At 53.7% G+C, this 22,111-nt stretch carries 19 protein-coding genes; all 19 read left to right on the top strand.

The features are described from left to right. Positions 1-218 precede the first annotated feature (218 nt). The 19 genes from EKM97_RS05800 to mutY all read left to right on the top strand — a co-directional run bounded on the left by EKM97_RS05800 (position 219) and on the right by mutY (position 22,094). Entirely contained in the window at positions 219-1,703 is a 1,485-nt protein-coding gene (locus EKM97_RS05800; RefSeq protein WP_164507453.1) for a UDP-N-acetylmuramoyl-L-alanyl-D-glutamate--2,6-diaminopimelate ligase, read from the top strand. Positions 1,704-1,959: 256 nt separating this feature from the next. Next, complete coding sequence (gene rimP, locus EKM97_RS05795; RefSeq protein ID WP_164507452.1) at positions 1,960-2,433, top strand: ribosome maturation factor RimP; 474 nt, start codon at positions 1,960-1,962, stop codon at positions 2,431-2,433. A gap of 24 nt (positions 2,434-2,457) precedes the next feature. After that, the gene (nusA, locus tag EKM97_RS05790) at positions 2,458-3,666 is read left to right on the top strand and encodes a transcription termination factor NusA (RefSeq protein ID WP_125571431.1); all 1,209 of its coding nucleotides are present in this window, start codon (positions 2,458-2,460) and stop codon (positions 3,664-3,666) included. Between the two features lie 11 nt (positions 3,667-3,677). Further along, entirely contained in the window at positions 3,678-3,977 is a 300-nt protein-coding gene (rnpM, locus tag EKM97_RS05785; RefSeq protein ID WP_125571430.1) for an RNase P modulator RnpM, read from the top strand. Then, a complete protein-coding gene (locus tag EKM97_RS05780; protein ID WP_125571429.1) occupies positions 3,974-4,282 on the top strand; it encodes a YlxQ-related RNA-binding protein in 309 nt (102 codons plus the stop codon). Before rnpM ends, EKM97_RS05780 begins: the two co-directional genes overlap by 4 nt. A gap of 13 nt (positions 4,283-4,295) precedes the next feature. Then, positions 4,296-7,157 carry a translation initiation factor IF-2 gene (gene infB, locus EKM97_RS05775; RefSeq protein ID WP_125571428.1) on the top strand — a complete coding sequence of 954 codons (2,862 nt, stop codon included), beginning with the start codon at positions 4,296-4,298 and terminating at the stop codon, positions 7,155-7,157. A gap of 188 nt (positions 7,158-7,345) precedes the next feature. Then, positions 7,346-7,693, top strand: coding sequence for a 30S ribosome-binding factor RbfA (gene rbfA, locus EKM97_RS05770; RefSeq protein ID WP_125571427.1), 348 nt, complete (start codon positions 7,346-7,348; stop codon positions 7,691-7,693). Between the two features lie 78 nt (positions 7,694-7,771). Beyond that, positions 7,772-8,521 (top strand): TerC family protein, encoded by a 750-nt coding sequence (locus EKM97_RS05765; RefSeq protein ID WP_125571426.1) that lies wholly within the window; start codon positions 7,772-7,774, stop codon positions 8,519-8,521. A gap of 1 nt (position 8,522) precedes the next feature. After that, on the top strand, positions 8,523-9,449 hold the full coding sequence (gene truB / locus EKM97_RS05760; RefSeq protein WP_125571425.1) for a tRNA pseudouridine(55) synthase TruB: 927 nt from the start codon (positions 8,523-8,525) through the stop codon (positions 9,447-9,449). Beyond that, a complete protein-coding gene (gene ribF, locus EKM97_RS05755) occupies positions 9,436-10,377 on the top strand; it encodes a riboflavin biosynthesis protein RibF (protein ID WP_125571424.1) in 942 nt (313 codons plus the stop codon). Before truB ends, ribF begins: the two co-directional genes overlap by 14 nt. A 227-nt stretch (positions 10,378-10,604) precedes the next feature. Next, a complete protein-coding gene (gene hrcA, locus EKM97_RS05750) occupies positions 10,605-11,642 on the top strand; it encodes a heat-inducible transcriptional repressor HrcA (RefSeq protein ID WP_125571423.1) in 1,038 nt (345 codons plus the stop codon). Between the two features lie 36 nt (positions 11,643-11,678). Beyond that, on the top strand, positions 11,679-12,230 hold the full coding sequence (gene grpE, locus EKM97_RS05745; RefSeq protein ID WP_125571422.1) for a nucleotide exchange factor GrpE: 552 nt from the start codon (positions 11,679-11,681) through the stop codon (positions 12,228-12,230). A gap of 36 nt (positions 12,231-12,266) precedes the next feature. Beyond that, the gene (gene dnaK / locus EKM97_RS05740) at positions 12,267-14,129 is read left to right on the top strand and encodes a molecular chaperone DnaK (protein WP_125571421.1); all 1,863 of its coding nucleotides are present in this window, start codon (positions 12,267-12,269) and stop codon (positions 14,127-14,129) included. A 335-nt stretch (positions 14,130-14,464) separates the two neighbouring features. Continuing rightward, the gene (gene dnaJ, locus EKM97_RS05735) at positions 14,465-15,610 is read left to right on the top strand and encodes a molecular chaperone DnaJ (RefSeq protein ID WP_125571420.1); all 1,146 of its coding nucleotides are present in this window, start codon (positions 14,465-14,467) and stop codon (positions 15,608-15,610) included. Between the two features lie 81 nt (positions 15,611-15,691). Further along, a complete protein-coding gene (locus tag EKM97_RS05730; protein WP_125571419.1) occupies positions 15,692-16,903 on the top strand; it encodes a hypothetical protein in 1,212 nt (403 codons plus the stop codon). A 310-nt stretch (positions 16,904-17,213) separates the two neighbouring features. Beyond that, the gene (gene alsS, locus EKM97_RS05725) at positions 17,214-18,890 is read left to right on the top strand and encodes an acetolactate synthase AlsS (RefSeq protein ID WP_125571418.1); all 1,677 of its coding nucleotides are present in this window, start codon (positions 17,214-17,216) and stop codon (positions 18,888-18,890) included. Between the two features lie 10 nt (positions 18,891-18,900). Beyond that, positions 18,901-19,611, top strand: a complete 711-nt coding sequence (budA, locus tag EKM97_RS05720; protein ID WP_125571417.1) for an acetolactate decarboxylase — start codon at positions 18,901-18,903, stop codon at positions 19,609-19,611. 459 nt (positions 19,612-20,070) lie between these two features. Continuing rightward, positions 20,071-20,928: a DUF2399 domain-containing protein gene (locus EKM97_RS05715; protein ID WP_225419224.1), complete on the top strand. Its 858-nt coding sequence runs from the start codon at positions 20,071-20,073 to the stop codon at positions 20,926-20,928. A gap of 62 nt (positions 20,929-20,990) precedes the next feature. Then, positions 20,991-22,094: an A/G-specific adenine glycosylase gene (gene mutY, locus EKM97_RS05710; protein WP_225419223.1), complete on the top strand. Its 1,104-nt coding sequence runs from the start codon at positions 20,991-20,993 to the stop codon at positions 22,092-22,094. Positions 22,095-22,111: the final 17 nt, after the last annotated feature.

Here is a 22,111-nt window from a genome sequence, read left to right as displayed (position 1 = left end):
CCGACCTTCGGTCTAACCACTATTTTCAATTCCTGCATCCTTGCGGATGAAAGTTTCATGACTTACGCTGACGGACAGCGAAAAGGTTAAGGCGTTAAGAATTTTGTATCTAATTCCCCGAGAAAAGTGCGCAGTGCCTTCAAAGAAAAATCACGTTTGGCCGGCAAACTAGAAGCATCAAGTAAGTATGAACGATTGAATTAAGGGAGATGCTTTCGATGAATGCACAAAAACTGAGCCAATACCTGCTACTGCAGCCTGATGACCGCGAGAAAGTTGCCGATTTCCGTGCCCAGATTACGCACTTAACGAGTGATACGAAGGAGGTTCAACCTGGTAGTTGCTTCGTCGCAATTAAAGGTGAACACTTCGATGGTCACCAGCATCTTGATGAAGTCTTTGCGGCCGGGGCCGTGTTGGCCGTTGTTGAACAGGCCGTGCCCCGTGAATACGCCGAAAGAACCATTAAGGTTTCGAGCACACGCAAGGCACTCGCTCAGCTTGCCCACGCCTTTTATAACGAACCCAGTCGTAGTTTGAATCTAGTTGGCGTCACCGGCACGAACGGTAAGACGACCGTGAGCCAGTTGATTGCCCAAGTGTTGACCAATGCTGGGCGTCATAGTGGTTTGGTAGGTACTGTGCGCGGTGATGATGGTAAGAAGCAGTTTCACTGCGTCAATACCACGCCTGATGCGTTGACGCTGGCACGGGCAATGAACCAGATGCGCGCTAATGGCCTGCATGACTGCGTGATGGAAGTCAGCTCGGTTGCCCTGGATCAGGGGCGCACATGGGGACTGGATTTTGATACCACAGTCTTCACCAACCTGACTGAAGACCATCTTGACTACCATGGCACAATGGAAAATTATTTTCAGGCGAAAGCTAAGCTATTCACCCAGATGCAAGGCTATGGCGGTCACGCGAAGACTGCCGTTCTGAATGTCGATGACGTTTACGGCCAGCGCTTGGTGCCACTGGCAACCGGCACTGGTGCGAGTGTGCTGACTTACGGCATCAAGCAGGAAGCCGACGTTCGTGCCGTGCACCTGCGCATGGATGATCGCGCCAGCTATTTTGAAATTCAGTTCGGTGGCCGCAGCTATCCGCTACGCATTCAGTTACTCGGACGGTTCAACGTCTACAACACGCTCGCTGCGTTTGCGGCTTGTTACGCCCAGGGACTGACTCCCGAAGAAATTATTGCGGGCCTCACGCGGGCACACGGTGCCACCGGTCGTCTCCAGATTGTGGGTACCGGCCGCGGCGGTATCCTGGGTGTCGTTGATTATGCGCACACACCGGATGGACTGGAGAACGTCCTGACGACTCTGCAGCACGTTAAGAAGGGGCAACTCATCTGCGTCTTCGGTTGTGGGGGCGATCGTGAAACTCAGAAGCGGCCCATTATGGCCAAAATTGCGGTCAAGTTCGCCGACAAGGTCATCATCACGAGTGACAACCCGCGCAGTGAAAGTCCGCGCGCAATTGCGAGCGAGATGACCCGGGACTTGCCCAAGACCAGTTATGAATTGCAGCTCAACCGGCGCGCCGCAATCGAGCAGGCGGTGGATGAGGCCAAGCCAGGCGATCTGGTGCTAGTTGCCGGGAAGGGGCATGAGGATTACCAAATCCTTGCCGACCGCACCATCCATTTTGACGACGTTGAGGAACTTGGTAAGGCGCTGGCCATCAATTAAATCACGCAAAAACAGTCGCCTACGTGGCGGCCGTTTTTGCGTACGACCTAGCGACATCTGAAAGAGCGCGTGGCAGCGGCCGCGTAAACGCGTAGTCAAGCAAAAAAGCTTGTCACCACCTAGCGCTTATGTTATTATGATGACAGGATTTTTAGACCTCGGTCGAGTGAGCAGCGATGCTCACTCTTTTTATTGCAAGTACCTTGTGGCCGCTTGCAGTTGCGAGGTATACGCTCTTCAAAGGAGGTACAGAAATTTGAGTACGGTAGTTGAGACCGTCAGTGAAATCGTCAAGCCCATCTTGGACAAGCACGACTTTTACCTGGCAGATCTTGAGTTCACCAAAGAAGGCAGTGGCTGGTACCTGCGTGTCTACATTGACAAGCAGGGTGGCATCACGCTTGAAGACTGTGTCGTGGTGAATGATGAGCTCAGTGAAGCATTAGACGCTATTGAACCAGATCCAATTCCGCAGGCATATTTCCTTGAGGTATCTAGTCCAGGTGCAGAGCGCCCGCTCAAGACCGAGGATGATATGAAAAACGCGGTTGGTGAGTACATTCACATCAGCTTGTTCCAGAAACAGGACGCCAAGAAGGTGTACGAGGGAACGCTGAAGGAATTGAATGACGACAGCCTCGTTCTCGTTGTGAAAGACAAAGCCCGGCGCAAGGAACTTACTTTTGACCGTAAGAATATTGCCAAGGCACGGCTTGCCATTGAGTTTTAATTAGCGAGTAAAGGAAGGAAACACATGTCTAAGGAAATGTTATCTGCACTCGATGTTCTGGAAACGGAGAAGGGTGTTAAGAAAGAAGTCGTCATCGGCGCGCTTGAAGACGCACTGACCGCGGCATACAAGCGTAACTACAACCAGGCGCAAAACGTTGAAGTGACCTTCGACCAAAAGAAGGGTGACATCAAGGTTTTCGCTGTTAAGGAAGTCACCGAAGAAGTCTTTGACTCACGCTTAGAAGTGAGCCTGAAGGACGCGCTTGAAATCAACAAGGCATACGAAATCGGCGACGAGATTCGCTTCGAAGTGACGCCAAAGGACTTCGGCCGCATTGCTGCGCAGACCGCTAAGCAGGTCATCATGCAGCGGGTGCGTGAAGCAGAACGTGGCATCATCTACGACGAATACTCCAAGTACGAAAACGAAATTATGCAGGGTGTTGTTGAGCGCCGTGACAACAAGTTCGTTTACGTCTCCCTTGGCAAGATTGAGGCGGTACTCGGTAAGTCTGACCAGATGCCAAACGAGCGTTACGAGGCCCACGACCACGTTAAGGTCTTCGTCACCAAGGTGGAAAATTCCACTAAGGGCCCACAAGTCTTCGTTAGCCGCACCGCACCTGGTTTGGTGAAGCGCTTGTTTGAACAGGAAGTGCCAGAAATCTTTGACGGTACCGTTGAAATCGTGGGTATTGCCCGTGAGGCCGGCGACCGGACTAAGATTGCAGTTCGTTCAACCATCCCTGACGTTGATGCCGTTGGGACCACAGTCGGTCCCCGTGGTAGCCGTGTGCAGGCCGTTGTTAGCGAATTGTCTGGTGAAAACATGGACGTTGTGCAGTGGGAAGAAGACGCTTCTGACTACATTGCCAACGCTCTGAACCCAGCGCAGGTTATCGCCGTTCAGTTTAACGATGAGGACAACGAACGTAGCGCAACGGTCATTGTTCCTGACTACCAGTTGTCACTGGCTATCGGGAAGAAGGGCCAGAACGCACGTCTGGCTGCTAAGCTCACCGGATTCAAGATTGATATTAAGCCTGAATCCGAAGTTGAATTCGTTGATGACGAAGAACTGACCGCCGAAGACGAAGAATTGCAGGAAGAAACAGAAGAAAGCATCGCAGCCGCAACAGATGATGTTGATGGCGATGCTGCTCCTGCTGAAGACGACGACGCGGCTACGGACGACGACGTCAAGGAAACTGACGAGGACACAGAGGAATAGGAGGTGGCACAATGAAGCCACGGAAAATTCCGATGCGGAAAGACCTCCTTACGGGTGAGATGCACCCGAAGAAGGAAATGATCCGCATTGTTCGGCTCAAGGACGAGACAATCGAAATTGATCCGACCGGTAAGAAGGCGGGCCGCGGTGCCTACGTTGCTTTGAACCCTGAAGCAGTTCAGGATGCAAAGCAGAAGCACGTTCTGGAGAGCGCGTTCAGCGTGAAGGTAGATCCTAAGTTTTATGATGACCTTTACGAGTACGTTGACCACCAAAAGGCGCGGCGCGAGCTGTTTGGCGACAAAGCATGAATAACAAGGACCGTTTAATGAATCTACTTGGCCTCGCTCAGCGAGCAGGTAAACTCGAGACGGGGACCGATTTTGTGCTGAGAGCAATTACGGCGCAAAAAGCCCGCCTCGTTGTCCTTGCAAATGATGCAAGTGTAAATCTGGATAAAAAGATGCGTGACAAGAGTGCTTTTTACAAGGTGCCATTGATTGCCGAGCTCAGCACTGCTGAGCTGAGCATTGCAGTGGGCCACAAGCGCAGTGTTGTTGCCGTCATGGATTCAGGTTTTGCCAAGTCGATCACGAAACTCACGAAGCAAGATTAAGGAGCGTGAACAGATGGGCAAAAAACGCGTGTACGAAGTTGCTAAGGAGATTGGCGTCTCCAGCAAAGCCGTGATTTCCGCCGCTCAGGCGCACGGCATCGACGTGAACAACAACATGAATTCAATTAACGAACAGGATGAGGCAACTATTAAGAACGAATTGAACACAGATAAAACTGTTAAGTCTCAGGGCAGCGCCCCTGAAAAGAAGACCGAAGCCGCGGCTGCAAAGCCAGAAGCAAAGGTAGAGGCCAAGACCGAAGCCAAGGCACCAGCTAAGGCGGAAGCAAAAGACGGCGCTAAGCCTGGGACCACGCATGCTAACCACGTGACGGCTAGCGGCAAAACCAAGATTAGCAAGAACGCGATTCGCCGTCCTGGTACTCAGGGCGCCAACCGTGGCGGTCGCAACGAAGGTAACAATGGCGGCAGTCGTAACAATGGCAACCGCAATGGTAACCAGAGTCGCGATAACAATCGTGGTGGTAGTCGCAACAATGGCAGCCGTAATGGTCAGGGTCGGAGCAACGACAACCGTCAGCGCCGCAATGACAACAACGGGAGCCAGAGCGCACCAGTACGTCGCGCACCAGGCCGCGCAGCTGCGCGTGTTGAAGCACTGCGCCAGCGTCAGGCTAGCGAATTCCGCAACAGCAACTCCCCAATTGGTCGTTTTGAAGAGACCAAGAAGGCGGAAACGCCTGCCGCAAAGCCAGCAGCAACGCAGCAGAACAAGCCAGCGGAACAGGCTGCTAAGGCTGCTGTGAAGGCAGAGACCAAGTCTGCAGTTCCAGGCTTGAAGATTATCAGCCGTGCTGCAGACCAGAAGCCTGCTACAAACAGCAGCCGGCCAAGTAACGGTCGCAGCAACAGCAGTGCGCGCCCAAGCGGCAGTCGCAACAACAACAACGGTTCCCGTCCTGCAACTGGTTCACAGCCCGCAGCAGCTTCTAGCAGCAGCGACAAGAAGCGTCAGGAACGTCAGCAGAACCGGGAACGGAACTTCCGCTCTGGCCGCGAAACCCCATACAAGGGGAAGCGCAACAAGCGTAACAAGCGCCAGCAGCGCCGTGACGAACCAAAGAAGGTTATGCCACAGCGTAAGGACCGGCCATTACCAGAAACACTCGTTTACTCCGTGGGGATGAACGTCCAGGATCTGAGTAAGGCACTGCACCGCGAACCAGCTGAAATCATCAAGAAGCTGTTCATGCTGGGCATCATGGTTAACCAGAACCAGAGCCTCGACAAGGACACTATTGAACTGATTGCGACCGATTACGGCATCAACGCTGAGGAAAAGGTTGTTGAAGACATCACTGACTTGGACAAGGTCTTTGAAGAAGAAAACGCTACGACCGAAAACCTCAAGCCACGTGCACCAGTTGTTACCATCATGGGTCACGTTGACCATGGTAAGACGACCCTGCTGGACAAGTTGCGCCACACGCACGTGACCGAAGGCGAAGCCGGTGGGATTACCCAGCACATCGGGGCTTACCAAGTTCGCCTGAACGACCGGCTCATCACCTTCCTGGATACCCCAGGGCATGCCGCATTTACCAACATGCGTGCACGTGGTGCTGATATTACCGATATTGTTATCCTGGTTGTTGCGGCGGATGATGGTGTCATGCCACAAACCATCGAAGCAATTAACCACGCCAAGGCTGCCAACGCGCCAATCATCGTGGCGGTTAACAAAATCGATAAGCCGGGTGCTAACCCTAACCACGTGATGGAACAGCTTGCTGAATACGAACTGATTCCTGAATCATGGGGTGGTGAAACCATCTTCGTTGAAATCTCCGCGAAGTTTGGTAAGAACATCGACCAGCTGCTCGAAATGATTCTGCTTGAAGCCGACATGCTTGAATTGAAGGCTAACCCAGAGCAGAAGGCCGTTGGTACGGTAATCGAAGCCCGTCTGGACAAGGGCCGCGGTTCTGTTGCGACCGTTCTGGTTCAGCAAGGGACGCTGCACGTTGGGGACCCAGTCGTTGTTGGGAATACCTTCGGCCGTATCCGGACGATGACCAACGATCGTGGTCGCCGCGTCAAGGAAGCCAAGCCAAGCACCCCAGTTGAAATCACCGGGATGAACGACGTGCCTCAGTCCGCTGACCGTTTCGTTGTCTTCGACGACGAAAAGTCTGCCCGTGCTGCTGGTGAAGAACGTGCTGAACGTGCCCTGGTTAAGGAACGTGAAAGCACGCACCACATTACACTGGACAACCTCTTCGAATCCATGAAGGAAGGCCAACTCAAGGAAGTTGACGTTATCATCAAGGGTGACGTTCAAGGCTCCGTTGAAGCAATTGATGGCTCCTTGCGTAAGCTCAATGTTGAAGGCGTTCGCGTTAACATCATCCACAAGGCCGTTGGTGCCATCAGTGAATCTGATGTTACGCTCGCCAGTGCATCTAACGCCATCATCATCGGGTTCAACGTGCGTCCTACCGCTCAGGCACGGGCACAAGCTGAATCTGAAGACGTGGACATTCGTCTGCACAGTGTCATCTACAAGGCTATCGATGAAATCGAAAGTGCCATGAAGGGGATGCTCGAACCAACCTACGAAGAAAAGGTTACCGGTTCCCTTACTGTTCGTGAAACCATCAACGTTTCTAAGATTGGGACGATTGCTGGTTCCTACGTCGACACTGGGTACATCACCCGTGATGCTGGCGTCCGCCTGATTCGCGATGGGATTGTGGTTTACACTGGTAAGCTGGGCAGTCTGCGCCGCTTCAAGGATGATGTCAAGGAAGTACGGAGTGGGTTCGAATGTGGTCTCACTATCGAAAACTTCAACGACATCAAGGTTGATGACCAGATTGAAGCTTACGTGATGGAAGAAGTTCCAGTTAAGTAAGAATTTTGACTCAGTTAAGTTGTGGTTGGCGTGCTGTCGTTAATGCGCAGTCGCGCTCCAAGAGGCTGATTGCTACCAGCTAAGGTGGTACCGGCACAAATCCTAAATGCGGGATTTTTGCCACCACCACCTTAGCTAACGCAATCAAACCGCCTCTTTCCGCAGCCTACAAATAAGGAGGCCGTAGTATGAAACACCGAATTGGCCGTGTGGAAACACAGATTCAGCGTGAAGTTGATGACATTTTGCTTAAGCTTGTTAACGATCCGCGGGTTGATGGGGTTACCATCACCGGCGTCCAGCTAACGGGGGATCTACAACAGGCGACGATTTACTTCAGCATCCTCAGCGATGATGAAGCAAAAGTCGCGGAGGCTCAGGCTGGCCTGGATAAGGCCAGCGGCCTGATTCGCCGCGAAGTCGGCAAGCGCGTGCGCTTGTTCAAGGTGCCAAGCATCACGTTTGCGCAGGATAAATCTGTGCAGTACGGTGCGCGCATCGACGAACTGATTGCCGAAGCAAAACGTAAGGATTAATCGTTAGTGGAGGGGCGCCAGGCGGAAGCCGGCGCCCCTTCGTACATATGTTGTTAAATTGAAAGGGCGATTGCGTCGATGAACACCATCATTAATTTGTATAAACCTTTTTTTGAAGCTGCGGATTGGCACGCCGCAGTGATGACCGGCAGTGGTTTATTGACCATTGCGATGTTGGCCCTGATGGAATGTTTGCTGTCCGTTGATAACGCGGTGGTCCTGGCGGCGCAAACGCGATCTTTGGAAGACCCAGTTAAGGAGAAAGAGGCACTAGTCTACGGCTTGTGGGGTGCCTACATTTTCCGTTTTATCGCCATTGGTCTGGGTACCTACCTGATGAAGTTCTGGGGCGTGAAGGCCGTGGGTGCGGCATACTTACTGTGGATGTCGCTGCATTTCTTCTACAAGCAGCACAATCCGGACCCTACAGAGGAAGACGGCGGACCCAAGCGCAAACCACGCTCGTTTTGGGGGACTGTAGCCACAATCGAGTTGCTGGACATTGTGTTCTCCATCGACTCGATTCTCACGGCGCTCGCGATTGACAATAACCCAGTCATCGTCTTGCTCGGGGGGTGCATTGGCATTCTGGCCATGCGGTTGGTCGCGCAGGTCATGATTACCCTCATTGCCAAAATCCCGGAATTACTCTACATGGCCTACGTCCTAATTGGCGTCATTGCCATTAAGTTAATTCTGAGTCTGCCCATAATTAATATTGAAATCCCGAACCTCGCCTTCAGTGTGGTTGTTTTCGGGGCGTTCGGTGCGACGATGTTGTGGCATTATTACCGGCAACGGCAGCACTCTGCGCGAAAGGAGAAGTAAGATGAACGGGTTCCTTGCAATGTATAAGCCAGTTGGCATGACTTCAGCCGACGTGGTGTACAAGGTGCGCAAGATTGTGCACATGAAGAAGGTTGGTCATTCCGGCACGCTCGATCCGAACGTTGATGGGATGTTGCCCATCGCGCTAGGTGCGGCCACAAAAGCCATTACCACCTTGCAGGACGGCGGCAAAATTTATTCAGGGGAAGTGACCCTGGGTTTTGCCACGACAACTGAAGATTTGGACGGGGATGTGGTCGAGCGCACGCCGCTGACCGCTGCGATTAGCAACGCTCAGATTGATGATGCGATGGCCAGCTTTATCGGCACCATTACCCAAATTCCGCCGATGTACTCGGCAGTTAAGGTCAATGGGCGCCGGCTCTACGACTACGCTCGTGCTGGCGAAACGGTCGAACGTCCGCAGCGGCAGGCCGTGATTAAAGAATTTACCCGGGTGAGTGAACCAGAGTTTGACGCCGCGGCAGGCACGCAAACCTTCAAGTTTGTTGCTAAAGTCGGTAAGGGGACCTACATCCGGACACTAGCAGTTGATCTGGGCCGCAAGCTGGGACTGGCGTCATGCATGAGTCAGCTGACCCGTCAGGAAAGCGGCGGCTTCACATTGGATGAATCCACGACCTTAGAACGCTTGCGCGAACTTGCGGACGCGGGTCAGCTGGAAGAAGTCTTGCACCCGATTCAGCACGCCTATCCGGACTTGCCAGAAGTTGAATTGACGCAGGCGCAGTGGGCGCTCGTGCAAAATGGTGGCTTTGTCGCGCTAAACACGACTGCCCCACGTGTGCTTGTCCGCCATGCCGGCATTATGAAGGCTGTCTACGCGCGCACGGATGAGGGCGGCTACCACCCGGAGACGATGTATCTGGCCAATGATTTTGGGGGTGCTCACGGTGCAAACAATTGATGTGCTGCCGCCACTAACGGCCGCCCAGTTTCCTGAACAGCAGGTGGTGCTCGTCCTGGGCTTCTTCGATGGGGTGCACCGGGGCCACCAGGCAGTGATTGCGGCCGGTCGCGCTGAGGCGGACCGGCGGCACTTGCCGCTGGCGCTGATGACTTTTGACAAACACCCCGCCATTGTTTACGGCGGTGTTGATGAAGCTAGCTTTAAGTACCTATCGCCGCGCACGCGCAAGGAAGACCTGATGCGGGCGAATGGGGTCGACTTGTACTACCGGGTGCACTTCACGCCTGAGTTTGCCCACTTGTCGCCGCAAGCATTCGTTGATGATTACCTATGCGGCTTAAGGGCAGCAGTCGTGGTCGCAGGTTTTGACTATACGTACGGTAAGAAAGACATTGCGAACATGGCGCTGCTGCCTAGCTACGCACGGGGCCGCTTTGCGGTGATTGAAGTAAAGGAGCGCACAGATCAGATGAGCAAAATTAGTTCGACCCGCACGCGCCAAGCGCTCGCGGATGCCGATGTTGATTTAGCCAACGAACTGCTGGGGTACACTTACCAAACCAGCGGCACGGTGGTGCACGGTGAGGCGCGCGGCCGCACCATGGGCTTTCCCACCGCGAACATCGCGGCCGACCCCGAAGTCTTGACGCCGGGCATCGGGATTTACGTCGTGCGGATGCATGTTGCCGGTAAGATCTGTGGGGGCATGGCCTCGGTTGGTCGTAACGTGACCTTTGGTGATGACCGGGACGTCACCGTGGAAATCAACCTGTTTGATTTCAGTGGTGATTTGTACGGTCAGCATGTTCAGGTTGACTGGCTGCACTATCTGCGCGGTGAAGTAAAATTCACCGGCATGGATGCACTTATCGAACAGTTGCACCAGGATGAACAAAACAGCCGTGATTACCTGGCTAAACACTAGATTATTGGAAATGAGTCGACGCCTACCAGCGGTGGTAGGCGTCGGCTTATTTTTGATTTGCTGAAAAATGCAGATGCCCACCTCGGCCGGTTTCTAGGACCAGAGACCGATTTTACAAACATATTGATAATCGTTGGCAGAGAGGTGTTTACATTGCTAATTGTGCGTGCTATTATAATGAGCGTTAGCACTTATGAAATATGAGTGCTAAAAAGGAGGTGGAAGCCATGCTAACGAAACGTGAGCTACTCGTGCTCAACGAGATTATCAAGTTGTATACCGAAACCGGGCAGCCAGTTGGCAGCAAGACGCTTCTATCTGAGTTACCGATGCACGTCAGTTCTGCAACGATTCGTAACGACATGGCGGCTCTGGAAGATCAGGGCCTGATTACGAAGACGCATAGCAGTTCCGGACGCGTGCCTAGTGCAGCGGGGTACCGGTATTACCTCGACAACATGCTGACGCCGGCAACCGTATCGCCGTCAGCAATTCAAACCATTGAGCAGTCCTTCGGTGGTAACTACAGCCGCATTGATGACATCGTCGAGCAGTCAGCCAAGATTCTGTCGCAGCTGACGTCTTACACGGCGATTACACTCGGTCCAGAAGTTTCAGCGTTAACGCTGGAGGGTTTTCGGCTAGTACCGCTTGGCGGGCGTCAGGTGATGGCAATTATCGTCTCCAGTGACGGTAGTGTGCAGAACCAGGTGTTCACTATTCCGGAAGGACTCAAAACCGATGAGATTGAAGAAGCGATTCGGATTATCAACGACCAGTTAGTGGGTTTGCCACTGACGGACGTTGCCAAGAAGTTGCAGACGGACGTGCCAGCCATGCTGATGCGCCACCTGTCTACTCCGGATGGTTTCCTCGATGTCTTCGGCGATGTGCTCAAGCAGGCCGTGACCGAGCGCTTTTACGTTGGCGGCCGTTTGAACTTGATGGATTACTTCGGCCCGGACAATATGAACGAGCTGAAGAAAGTCCTGCACATTGTGGATCAGCGCGATTCGCTGAACAAACTGCTGAGTGGCGGTGCGAATAGTCCCATCTCGGTTCGCTTAGGATCAGAATTATCGGACGAATCACTCCAGAATCTCAGTGTGATTACAGCGCGCTACAATGTCGGTGACCACGGGCAGGGGATGATTGCCATCCTCGGGCCAACATCAATGCCGTATTCCAAGATGATTGGGCTGCTCGACGCCTTCCGCGGCGAGATGGCAAAACGGCTAACCAATTACTATAACGATTTGCATTGAGGGGCTTAGCCAATCAATGGTGAAGGGAGCCAGAACATGAGCAAGCAAGATGACAAGGCTCAAGAAACTGTAGATGTGAAAGCAGAAGTTGAAAAGCATTCCGCAGCCGATCTTGAAGCATTGTCCAAGGCGGCCGGGGCCGATGTCGCTAAACTCCAAGCAGAGCGCGACGAGTTTGAAGACAAGTACCTGCGTAGTGCCGCGGAAATTCAGAACATGAACGCGCGGTTCAAGAAGGAACGGGCCCAGTTGCTACATTTTGACGGCCAGAAGGTTATCACGGAGATTCTCCCCGTTCTTGACAACCTGGAACGAGCACTCCAGACTGAAGTTGAGGGCGAAAGCGCCCAGCAGCTGAAGAAGGGTGTCGAGATGGTCTATGATCATCTGCAAACCGCCCTCAAGGATGCGAACGTCACCGAGATTAAGAGTTTCGGTGTCCCGTTTGACCCGAGCGTTCATCAGGCAGTCCAGACCGTGCCGGCAGATGCCGAGCACGAGAAGGACACCGTCGTAACGGTGCTCCAGCGTGGATACAAGTTGCACGAACGCGTTCTGCGTCCCGCAATGGTTGTCGTTGCTAACTAAATTAGTCAATTAAAATTTTGAAACGAGGTATGACACATGTCAAAAGTTATCGGTATTGACCTAGGTACCACTAACAGTGCTGTCGCAGTTCTTGAAGGCGGCGAACCAAAGATTATTACCAACCCAGAAGGTAACCGCACCACACCTTCCGTTGTTGCGTTCAAGGATGGCGAAATCCAGGTTGGGGAAGTTGCTAAGCGTCAGGCCATCACTAACCCTGACACCATCATTTCCATCAAGCGCCACATGGGTGAAGCCGGCTACAACGTTCAGGTTGGCGACAAGAAGTACACCCCTCAGGAAATTTCCGCGATGATTCTCCAGTACATCAAGAAATTCTCTGAAGACTACCTTGGTGAATCCGTTAGTGAAGCGGTTATCACCGTACCAGCTTACTTCAACGACAGCCAGCGTCAGGCAACTAAGGATGCTGGTAAGATCGCCGGTCTTGATGTTAAGCGGATTGTGAACGAACCAACCGCTTCTGCCTTGGCATACGGCCTGGACAAGACCGACAAGGACGAAAAGATTCTGGTTTACGACCTTGGTGGTGGGACCTTTGATGTTTCCATCCTCCAGCTCGGTGACGGTGTCTTCGAAGTTCTGTCTACCAACGGTGACACTCATCTTGGTGGGGATGACTTCGATGAGAAGATCATGGACTGGCTCGTTGCTGGCTTTAAGGAAGCTAATGGCGTTGACCTTTCTAAGGACAAGATGGCACTCCAGCGTCTGAAGGATGCTGCTGAAAAGGCCAAGAAGGACCTCTCCGGTGTCAGCTCGACCCAGATTTCCCTGCCATTCATCTCGGCTGGTGCTAATGGCCCACTCCACTTGGAACAGACTTTGACTCGTGCCAAGTTCGATGAATTGACCCACGACCTCGTGCAGCGGACCAAGATTCCTGTTGAGAACGCCCTGAAGGACGCCGGCCTCTCCACTGGTGAAGTTGACCGGGTCATCCTCAACGGTGGTTCAACCCGTATTCCTGCCGTTCAGGAAGCTGTTAAGAGCTGGACTGGCAAGGATCCAGACCACTCCATCAACCCTGACGAAGCTGTTGCCCTTGGTGCCGCTGTCCAGGGTGGTGTGATTACTGGTGATGTTAAGGACGTTGTGCTCCTTGATGTGACGCCACTTTCCCTTGGTATTGAAACCATGGGTGGTGTCTTCACCAAGCTCATCGATCGCAACACGACCATCCCAACGAGCAAGTCACAGGTCTTCAGTACGGCTGCTGATAACCAGCCTGCTGTGGATATTCACGTGCTCCAAGGTGAACGGCCAATGGCCGCCGACAACAAGACCCTGGGCCGCTTCCAGCTGACCGACATCCCAGCTGCACCACGGGGGATTCCTCAGATTGAAGTTAAGTTCGACATCGATAAGAACGGGATCGTTCAGGTTTCCGCTAAGGACATGGGGACTGGTAAGTCTCAGGACATTACCATCAAGAGTTCATCAGGTCTTTCCGATGACGAAATCGACCGCATGGTCAAGGAAGCTAAGGAAAACGAAGAAGCCGACACCAAGCGTAAGGAAGAAGTTGACCTGCGCAATGATGTTGACCAGCTGATTTTCCAGACTGACAAAACCCTGAAGGATCTTGAAGGTAAGGTTTCCGAAGACGAAATCAAGAAGGCTAAGGACGCTGAAGAAGAGCTGAAGAAGGCTCAACAGGATAACGACCTCGAAGCCATGAAGACTAAGCGCGACGCTTTGTCCAAGATTGTCCAGGACCTGACCGTCAAGCTTTACGAACAGGCACAGAAGGACCAGGCTGCTAAGGGCGGCGACGCTAACGCCGCTGGTGGCAATGCTGATCAGTCCAACTCTGGCGATAAGGGCGACGACGACACGATTAACGGCCAGTACAAGGACGTTAACGACAAGAAGTAAGCGCAAAAGCAATGGCCAAGGTTCGCGCTGCGAGCTTTGGCTTTTTGTTTGAAAAGGCGAAATTACCGACTTTTGCCGCGGAAGCAGTTGCCCCTTGCGCTAGTTGCGGGTAAAATTGTGAAGACAGCTTAAAGCAAACTGTAGTGGCGACAAGATTGCGCCCTAGAGTCTAGATGGAGGAATGTGGGTGCGTAGACGCAGTTTCTGGTCGCGCTCCAAAAGGCAGCCAGTCGACCTCGCGCTTTAGCGCGTAGTGAGACGAACACTGTAAGGCCCCTGGTCGTACACGGGTCTAAACGCCTTTTGACACAGCCCTCAATAGAGGAGGCCATTTGATGGCGGAAAATAAAGACTACTACGCAATTCTCGGGGTCTCTCGGGATGCGAGTGCAGATGAAATCAAAAAGGCATTTCGCAAAATGTCCAAGAAGTATCACCCGGACCTGAACCACGAGCCCGGTGCTGAAGAGAAGTTCAAGGAAGTTAACGAAGCCTACCAAGTACTCTCCGATGATCAGAAGAAGGCTAACTACGACCAGTACGGGAGCGCTGACGGCCCAATGGGTGGCGGCGGTTTCGGCGGTGCTGGTGGTGCCGGCGGCGACTTTGGGGGTTTCGGCGGCGGTTTCGACGATATCTTCAGCAGTTTCTTCGGCGGCGGCCAGCAGGGAGCAACCCGCACCCAGCCGCGCGCAGGCGCCGATTTGCAGTACCGTTTAGACCTGACTTTTGAAGAAGCCGTCTTCGGGAAGACGACCGAGATTGCCTACAACCGGCAAGGGCGTTGTCACGTCTGTTCTGGTAGTGGGGCAGCTAACGGTGAACAGCCCGTTACTTGCAGCAAGTGTCATGGTCGCGGCTTCGTGACCATCCAGCGCAACACGCCACTTGGTGTGATGCAGACACGTGCGACCTGTGACGTCTGCAACGGGACCGGTAAGGAAATCAAGAACAAGTGCACGAACTGTCACGGTAGCGGTGTTGAAAACGAACGCCACACCATCGAAGTGACGGTTCCTGCCGGTGTTGACGACGGTCAGCAGATGCGTCTGGACAACGCTGGTGAGGCCGGGAAGAACGGTGCACCGTTCGGTGACCTCTACGTGGTTTTCCGCGTGGCACCAAGTAACAAGTATGTCCGTGACGGTGCCGACATCTTGATGGATCTGGACGTTTCCTTCGCCCAGGCGGCCCTTGGGGACGAAGTGAAGGCTGACACCGTTCATGGTGCAGTGCAACTGAAGATTCCTGCCGGAACGCAAAGTGGCACGAAGATGCGCCTGCGCGGCAAGGGGGCACCACGCCTCCAGAGTACGGGCACCGGTGACCAGATTGTCACCGTCCGGATTCACACGCCAAAGCACCTCAACCAGAAACAAAAGGATGCGCTGATGGAATTCGCCGCTGCTAGCGGGCAGTCGGTTAAGCCACACGAAAGTACCTTGTTCGACAAGGTGCGCGACGCGTTCAATAAGAAGTAGTAATGGCAAAATGGCATCTCAGTGGCGCTACGGGGCCGCGGGGATGCTGTTTTTGTGTAAGGATGAGAAAGGGGAACGCAGATGCAGTTAATCGATAAGTACCGGCGTGACGTGACGCAACTGCTCGCGGACGCCGACAAGCAGAATTTTGCCAGCATCGTCAAGGCAATTGAGCTGACGAGCCACTACGCCGCACTAGCTTTGGATGAAGGCGGCTTGGCGGCGGATACTGATGACGACCTGGAGTACAGTGATGCCAAACCGCTGGTACCGCGGCAGACAGCGCCAACGCCCGCACCGGCCGTGGATAAGCAGTTCACCGACGATGTGAACTCGTCAGTTGCCGCCAGCACGCAAAATGTGGGCGCGATTGCGCCCGCTAGCGATGAATTCAAGGTAGAACGGAAGCTCATCGGGGCAATTGCCGGTAACCACTTCTTCACTGAAGCGGCCGTGCGGGAGCTTGATTTGGCGGATGGCGACACCGTGCGCGTGCGTGAAGATCTTGCCGGCACTGAGGACGAAGTCACGATCATCGACCGTAATCGCAGCACCGCGGCACCGCGCATTGAGCAGATTCGCTTTGCCATGGTCAAACGTGATGACAGTTTGCCAGCTGATTATAACTTTAAGGCTGAAAAGGACCTGCACGGTGACGTGCTGATGCGCACTGACGAAGGCTTGCCATTCACTTTCCTGATTAAACCTACAGATGCCGCCCGCCTTGGCCTGAGGGATGGGGACCTCGTGGACCTCAGCTGGTACCGGACGGACGGCCCGCAGCTCGCCACCGTCACCTGGGTGTACAAGGACAAGAAGGGGCTCAAGCCGCTGCAGAAGCACTTGGCTAAGCCGAAGAAGAAGCAAGAGAAGGCGGCCGCAGAGGCGGATGATCACGCTGCTGATGTGGTGACAGCCAAGACTTACGATCCGCAACTTGATTTTGACCTGGACGGTAAATCCGTTCTGCTCATCGGCAACGTGGCATCTGCGACCGGATTGGGGGCGGTGGTTGCCGCCCACAACGGCGGTGAGGTTATCGCCACCGATTCGCAAAAGGGTGGGCAGCTGAAGCATAAGCTGAGCCGTGCCGGCGTTGCGGTGCTCATCACGGACGAAGTGCACCACATCACGACCAACACTAGCATCAAAATTGCGAAGAAGCTGAAAGTGCCATACGCCGTTGCCAATAGCGATGCGCCACTGATGGTGGAGCGGGCATTATACCGTGCGATTGCGGGAATGCCGGCTTATGAAGCAAGTAACGCGCAGTTTGAGTATCCAGAAAAATAAAGTGTCGATACACGCAAAAAGGAGTCTCGTTGAGAGGCTCCTTTTTGCGTGTAGATAATTATAATTATGTTAACCTATTGCGTAGTTTAGCCACGATGTGAGCGCAGGCATGTCATGAAAGGCCACTGTATTCGCCATTACCGATACAGCACTTGCTCTAAAATGATACAGAAACAGGCAACAATAATACAATTCATGCAAATAACACCGTTTCCAAAAGAACACATGCGTGCTATTATAGTTACAGCACTTACATTTGGTTAGCATCACCACAAACCAATGTATAATCTAGAAAAGAAGGTAATCAACAATGACTGAAGAAACGAAACACGGCGCCGATCTCATCATCGACTCCCTCGAAAACCATGATGTCCCATACGTCTTCGCAATCCCTGGTGCGAAAATTGACCGCGTGTTTGAACGCTTAGCACACCCAACCAACGCCAAAACACCACGGCTGGTCGTTGCCCGCCACGAACAGAACGCCGCCTTCATGGCTGCAGGTGTGGGCCGGATTACCGGTAAGCCCGGTGTTGTCATCACCACCTCTGGTCCTGGCGCTTCTAACCTGGCTACCGGTATGGTGACCGCGCAGGCAGAAGGGGACCCCATTCTCGCCATCTCTGGACAGGTGCAGCGCAAGGACCTGTTGCGGCAAACGCACCAGAGTATGCGTAACGCCGAGTTGTTTGCGCCCATCACTAAGTACTCCGCTGAGGTGCAGGATCCTGATAACATTTCCGAAATTATTGCCAACGCCTATCAGGCGGCGGAATCTGGTAAGCAGGGTGCTGCCTTCGTATCTGTGCCTCAGGACGTCACCGACAGCGTGGTCACCAGTAGTGCCATTAAGCGTCTGAAGGCACCAAAGCTTGGCCCTGCCGCTCACGAAGACGTTGAAGCCCTCGCCGATGCCATCAAGAACGCAACTTTGCCCGTTTTGCTGCTGGGTATGCGCGCTTCCTCGCCCGAAGTGACTGCGGCGATTCGCTCACTGCTCAAGGCAGCGGATCTGCCAGTTGTTGAAACCTTCCAGGGAGCTGGCATTATCTCCCACGAACAGGTGGGCAACTTCTTCGGCCGTGTGGGGCTGTTCCACAACCAGCCCGGTGATGTCCTCCTGAAGCAAAGTGACCTCGTGGTGGCCATCGGGTACGACCCAATTGAATACGAACCCCGCAACTGGAACGAAGCCGGCGATGCCAACATCATCGTCATTGACAGTGAACCCGCCCAGATTGACCACAACTTCCAGCCGGAAACGGAACTGATTGGTGATATTGCCAAGACGGTGTCTGCTCTTGAACCTGAGGTTGAGGGTTACAAGGTCGCCGACGGTGCAATTGGTTTCCTGGAGCACTTACAGAACGAATTGACCAGTCGCGACGTGCCACCAGTTGCCAAGAACCCTGACCTGGTGCACCCACTGGCCATCATTCAGGAACTGCAGGAACAAGTTGATGATGATATGACCGTTGCCGTCGATGTTGGTAGTTTCTACATCTGGATGGCGCGTCACTTCCGTTCCTACCAGCCGCGCCACCTGCTTTTCTCCAACGGGATGCAGACACTGGGTGTGGCACTGCCATGGGCGATTGCGGCAACGCTCGTGCGTCCGGGACAAAAGGCCGTCTCCGTGTCCGGTGATGGGGGCTTCATGTTCTCCTCACAGGAACTGGAAACGGCAGTGCGCTTGAAGAGCAACCTGGTGCACATCATTTGGAACGATGGTCACTATGACATGGTCAAGTTCCAGCAGGAAAAGAAGTACGGCCGGGCCTCGGCTGTTGATTTTGGCTCAATTGACTTTGTGAAGTATGCTGAAAGCTTTGGCGCCAAGGGACTCCGCGTTGAAAAGCCGTCTGACTTGCACAAGGTGCTCAGTGAAGCGTTTAGCTACAACGATGGCCCCGTGATTGTTGACATTCCCGTTGACTACAGTGATAACCTGAAGTTGGCAAGTGATTTGCTCGACGACCAGATGTAGGGGGATTAGCATGACAGAATCGACTTTGTATCAACACGGCACGCTCGCACTCCTTGTGCCCGGATTGTTTCGGGGAACCATGCGTGTGGGGGAGCTGATGCAGCACGGTGATACCGGTATCGGTACGCTGACCGGGCTAGACGGCGAGCTCGTAATGGAAGCGGGCAAGGTGTACCAGGTGGCGGCAACCGGTCAGGTGCGTGTGGTTGACCCCGATGAACTGGTGCCTTTTGCCAACGTCCACTACGCCGACTACACGGATGCGGGTACGCTCAACAAGCTGGCATTTACAGACCTGCAGGCGCGACTGCTTGAACTGATGGGCACGCAAAATGCCTTCTATGCGGTTCGCATTCATGGTGAGTTTAGTCATGTACACACCCGGGCGGTGGCTGCACAGCGCGAACCCTACCCGACTTTGGTGGCGACCGCTGCTGCGCAGCATGAGTTCCATGCTGACGATGTCGAGGGAACGCTGAGTGGTTACTTCTCACCGGCGTTGTACGCTGGTGCGGTGTCGCCCGGGTTTCACCTCCATTTTCTGAGCGATGATCACCAGTTTGGTGGCCATGTACTTGGCGGCGAGCTGGCAGACGGTGCGGTGCAGTTACAGCGTTTTGACGATTTTCAGCTGCATTTGCCGAATGATGATGCTGATTTCAAGCAGGCAGACTTCACCGGTTCAGACGTATTAGATCAGATTCACCAGGCGGAAAATTAAAGCCCCATGGGGGGGATGCAGTTTCTGCGAAGCACACGGTTGTGCTTTGTGGGAGCTGCTTTTTTGCGTGTGGCGCGCGGGTAAAACTAAAGCTTAACCACTTAGAATTCGCCAAATAGTTCGACTGCAACCCGAAACACACTCTGTGGCAGTGCGACGCTCGTGTGCAGTCAAAATATCAGGAACCAGCGATATTGATAAAAATTTTTGTGCGAAAAACAGATTAACCGTATGAAGACGAGTTGCTGCGTATTTTTCAAATTCACAGAAGGCACCAATTACTTTGCCGATATCGGCGTCGCTGGCGGTCAGCGCGATGCTACAATTGGAGCGCAGAACAGAATAATGGCGGACAGCACTACCAGCTGCGGGTGCGCCGTGGTTGCCCGCGTCCGCAAGCTGATGGTCAATTTCACTTGAACCGCGTGCAGTCGGTGCTCACGTGGGTGGAGGAATATGATGGCTGAGAAAGTAGCAATGAGCACTTCCAGTGAGCTCTATGTCCAGGAATACGAACGCGCCACCGGCCGCCGCGCACCCGAACGGGCCGCGGCCTTGGCGCCACTGTTTCGCAAAATTAAGCGGGGTGAGCAACTGCCACCCCGCGGTCAGCAGGCTGTTGATTGTGGTTTCACTGCGCAGACGTTAACGGATAAAGATGTGCGCCCGACTGTTTTCAAGTACTATCAGTGGGTATTGCTGCATCCGCTGGCAGAGTACCCCGTGCGCGAACTAAGTGACCCGCTCATGGGTAGTACCGCGACGGTCTGGAACGTTTTCGTGTCTGACTTGCCGGAGCCGCTCACAATTAACCAGTGGCAGGTGGCGGGGATGCGCAAACTGCCATTGCGCTCACAGAAGATTGTGGTGCTCGAAAACAGCGGCGTCGCTGTGTGGTTGCACCATTTGCACCCAGAGTGGCCGCTACTATTGCAGGGCGGCCACAACTTGAATTCGGCGTACACTGGAATCGTACAGATGCTGGAACAACGTGGCGTGCAGTTTGCCTACCTAGGCGATCTAGATAGTGAAGGGATTGCAATTGCGGCTAGCTTCACGGATATTTTGCGTGAACAGACACCAGCTGAAGTTTTGCAAATCCAATCACCAATTCAAGTCATTACTTGGATTGGGAACTATGGCATCGCTGCGCGGAAGCGAACTGCCGGGCAAACTTTTGGTGAATCAACGTTGCAGTTTGAAGCGGACACCATCAGTACCCGCGGCGAGTTTGTTGAACAGGAACAACTGATTACCGAGTATGAACGAGTGATTCCGGAATGGTTGGCAAAAGACAGTCGCACAGTAAATAAATAGACAAAAAGGTCGGCAAACAGCCTCGTTTGCCGGCTTTTTGTGTTCCTTGTATAATGTAAGTTATGGACAATAAAACGAACCACATTGTGTGGACAGATGATCAAATTGCCGATTTTCGGCAGACGCTGCTGGCCTGGTACGATGCCGAAAAACGCGATTTGCCGTGGCGGCGGGACCAAGACCCTTACCACGTCATGGTCAGCGAAATTATGCTGCAGCAGACGCAGGTGCAAACAGTCATTCCTTATTACGAACGCTTCTTGACTGCATTTCCGACGGTCCAAGCACTCGCGGATGCACCTGAAGCGCAAGTGCTGAAGGCGTGGGAAGGGCTGGGTTACTATTCGCGCGCCCGCAACTTGCAAAAGGCGGCGCAACAAGTAACGCATGAACGCGGAGGCGAGTGGCCGCGGACTGCTGCGGGGCTCAGTGAACTGCGAGGGATTGGTCCGTATACTGCCGGCGCGATTGCCAGCATTGCGTATGGGGAGGCCGAGCCTGCTATTGACGGCAATGCCTTTCGGGTATTTGCCCGCCTGCTGTGCATTCCAGATGACATTACCAAACCCAAGACAAGGCAAGTATTCGACCGTGTGATTCGGCGCATCATTGACCCTGAACGGCCGGGGGACTTTAATCAGGCAATCATGGACCTAGGCAGTTCGTACATGGCCGCCAAGAATCCTGACCCGGCGCACTCACCAGTGGCACGTTTTGATGCCAGTTACATCACGGATCATGTGCTCGACTACCCAGTGAAGACAAAGAAGCCGCGGCCAGTTCCCGTGGATTACTTCGCCATTGCGGTGCACTCTGAAGCTGGCTGGTTAATGACACCGCGGCCCGCTGATGGTCTGCTTGGGGGCATGCTGATGTGGCCACTCATCCAGAAGGAGGGTCTGGTAGACATCGCGGCTTCCAGTGATGTCGCGGCAGCCAATGCCGTTTTGAGCGCAGCACTCGGGACGCAGTTGCAACTGCTTGACGCCGGCGTACCGATCGTGAAGCATACCTTTACCCATCGCCAGTGGCGTTTACAGATTCTGCGTGCCGATGTGCAGGCATTTACCCCGCAGGATAGCGACTATCAGTGGGCCGACGCCGCCACTCTAGCTGCCAACTCGCTGCCGACCGTGCAGAAGAAGTTATTCCGCGCGCTTGAATAGTGCGGACTGCGCAACGG

It is taken from the genome of Lacticaseibacillus songhuajiangensis (genome assembly GCF_003946025.1).
In the GTDB taxonomy this organism is placed as follows: Bacteria; Bacillota; Bacilli; order Lactobacillales; family Lactobacillaceae; genus Lacticaseibacillus; species Lacticaseibacillus songhuajiangensis.
The sequence above is the reverse complement of the archived record's forward strand: the minus strand, read 5'-3'. Positions and strand labels throughout refer to the sequence as shown.

Coding starts and splice junctions, on each gene's coding strand:
- EKM97_RS05800 (WP_164507453.1), top strand. CDS start 219: ATGAATGCACAAAAACTGAGCCAATACCTGCTACTGCAGCCTGATGAC.
- nusA (WP_125571431.1), top strand. CDS start 2,458: ATGTCTAAGGAAATGTTATCTGCACTCGATGTTCTGGAAACGGAGAAG.
- rnpM (WP_125571430.1), top strand. CDS start 3,678: ATGAAGCCACGGAAAATTCCGATGCGGAAAGACCTCCTTACGGGTGAG.
- EKM97_RS05780 (WP_125571429.1), top strand. CDS start 3,974: ATGAATAACAAGGACCGTTTAATGAATCTACTTGGCCTCGCTCAGCGA.
- infB (WP_125571428.1), top strand. CDS start 4,296: ATGGGCAAAAAACGCGTGTACGAAGTTGCTAAGGAGATTGGCGTCTCC.
- rbfA (WP_125571427.1), top strand. CDS start 7,346: ATGAAACACCGAATTGGCCGTGTGGAAACACAGATTCAGCGTGAAGTT.
- EKM97_RS05765 (WP_125571426.1), top strand. CDS start 7,772: ATGAACACCATCATTAATTTGTATAAACCTTTTTTTGAAGCTGCGGAT.
- truB (WP_125571425.1), top strand. CDS start 8,523: ATGAACGGGTTCCTTGCAATGTATAAGCCAGTTGGCATGACTTCAGCC.
- hrcA (WP_125571423.1), top strand. CDS start 10,605: ATGCTAACGAAACGTGAGCTACTCGTGCTCAACGAGATTATCAAGTTG.
- grpE (WP_125571422.1), top strand. CDS start 11,679: ATGAGCAAGCAAGATGACAAGGCTCAAGAAACTGTAGATGTGAAAGCA.
- dnaK (WP_125571421.1), top strand. CDS start 12,267: ATGTCAAAAGTTATCGGTATTGACCTAGGTACCACTAACAGTGCTGTC.
- dnaJ (WP_125571420.1), top strand. CDS start 14,465: ATGGCGGAAAATAAAGACTACTACGCAATTCTCGGGGTCTCTCGGGAT.
- EKM97_RS05730 (WP_125571419.1), top strand. CDS start 15,692: ATGCAGTTAATCGATAAGTACCGGCGTGACGTGACGCAACTGCTCGCG.
- alsS (WP_125571418.1), top strand. CDS start 17,214: ATGACTGAAGAAACGAAACACGGCGCCGATCTCATCATCGACTCCCTC.
- budA (WP_125571417.1), top strand. CDS start 18,901: ATGACAGAATCGACTTTGTATCAACACGGCACGCTCGCACTCCTTGTG.
- EKM97_RS05715 (WP_225419224.1), top strand. CDS start 20,071: ATGGCTGAGAAAGTAGCAATGAGCACTTCCAGTGAGCTCTATGTCCAG.
- mutY (WP_225419223.1), top strand. CDS start 20,991: ATGGACAATAAAACGAACCACATTGTGTGGACAGATGATCAAATTGCC.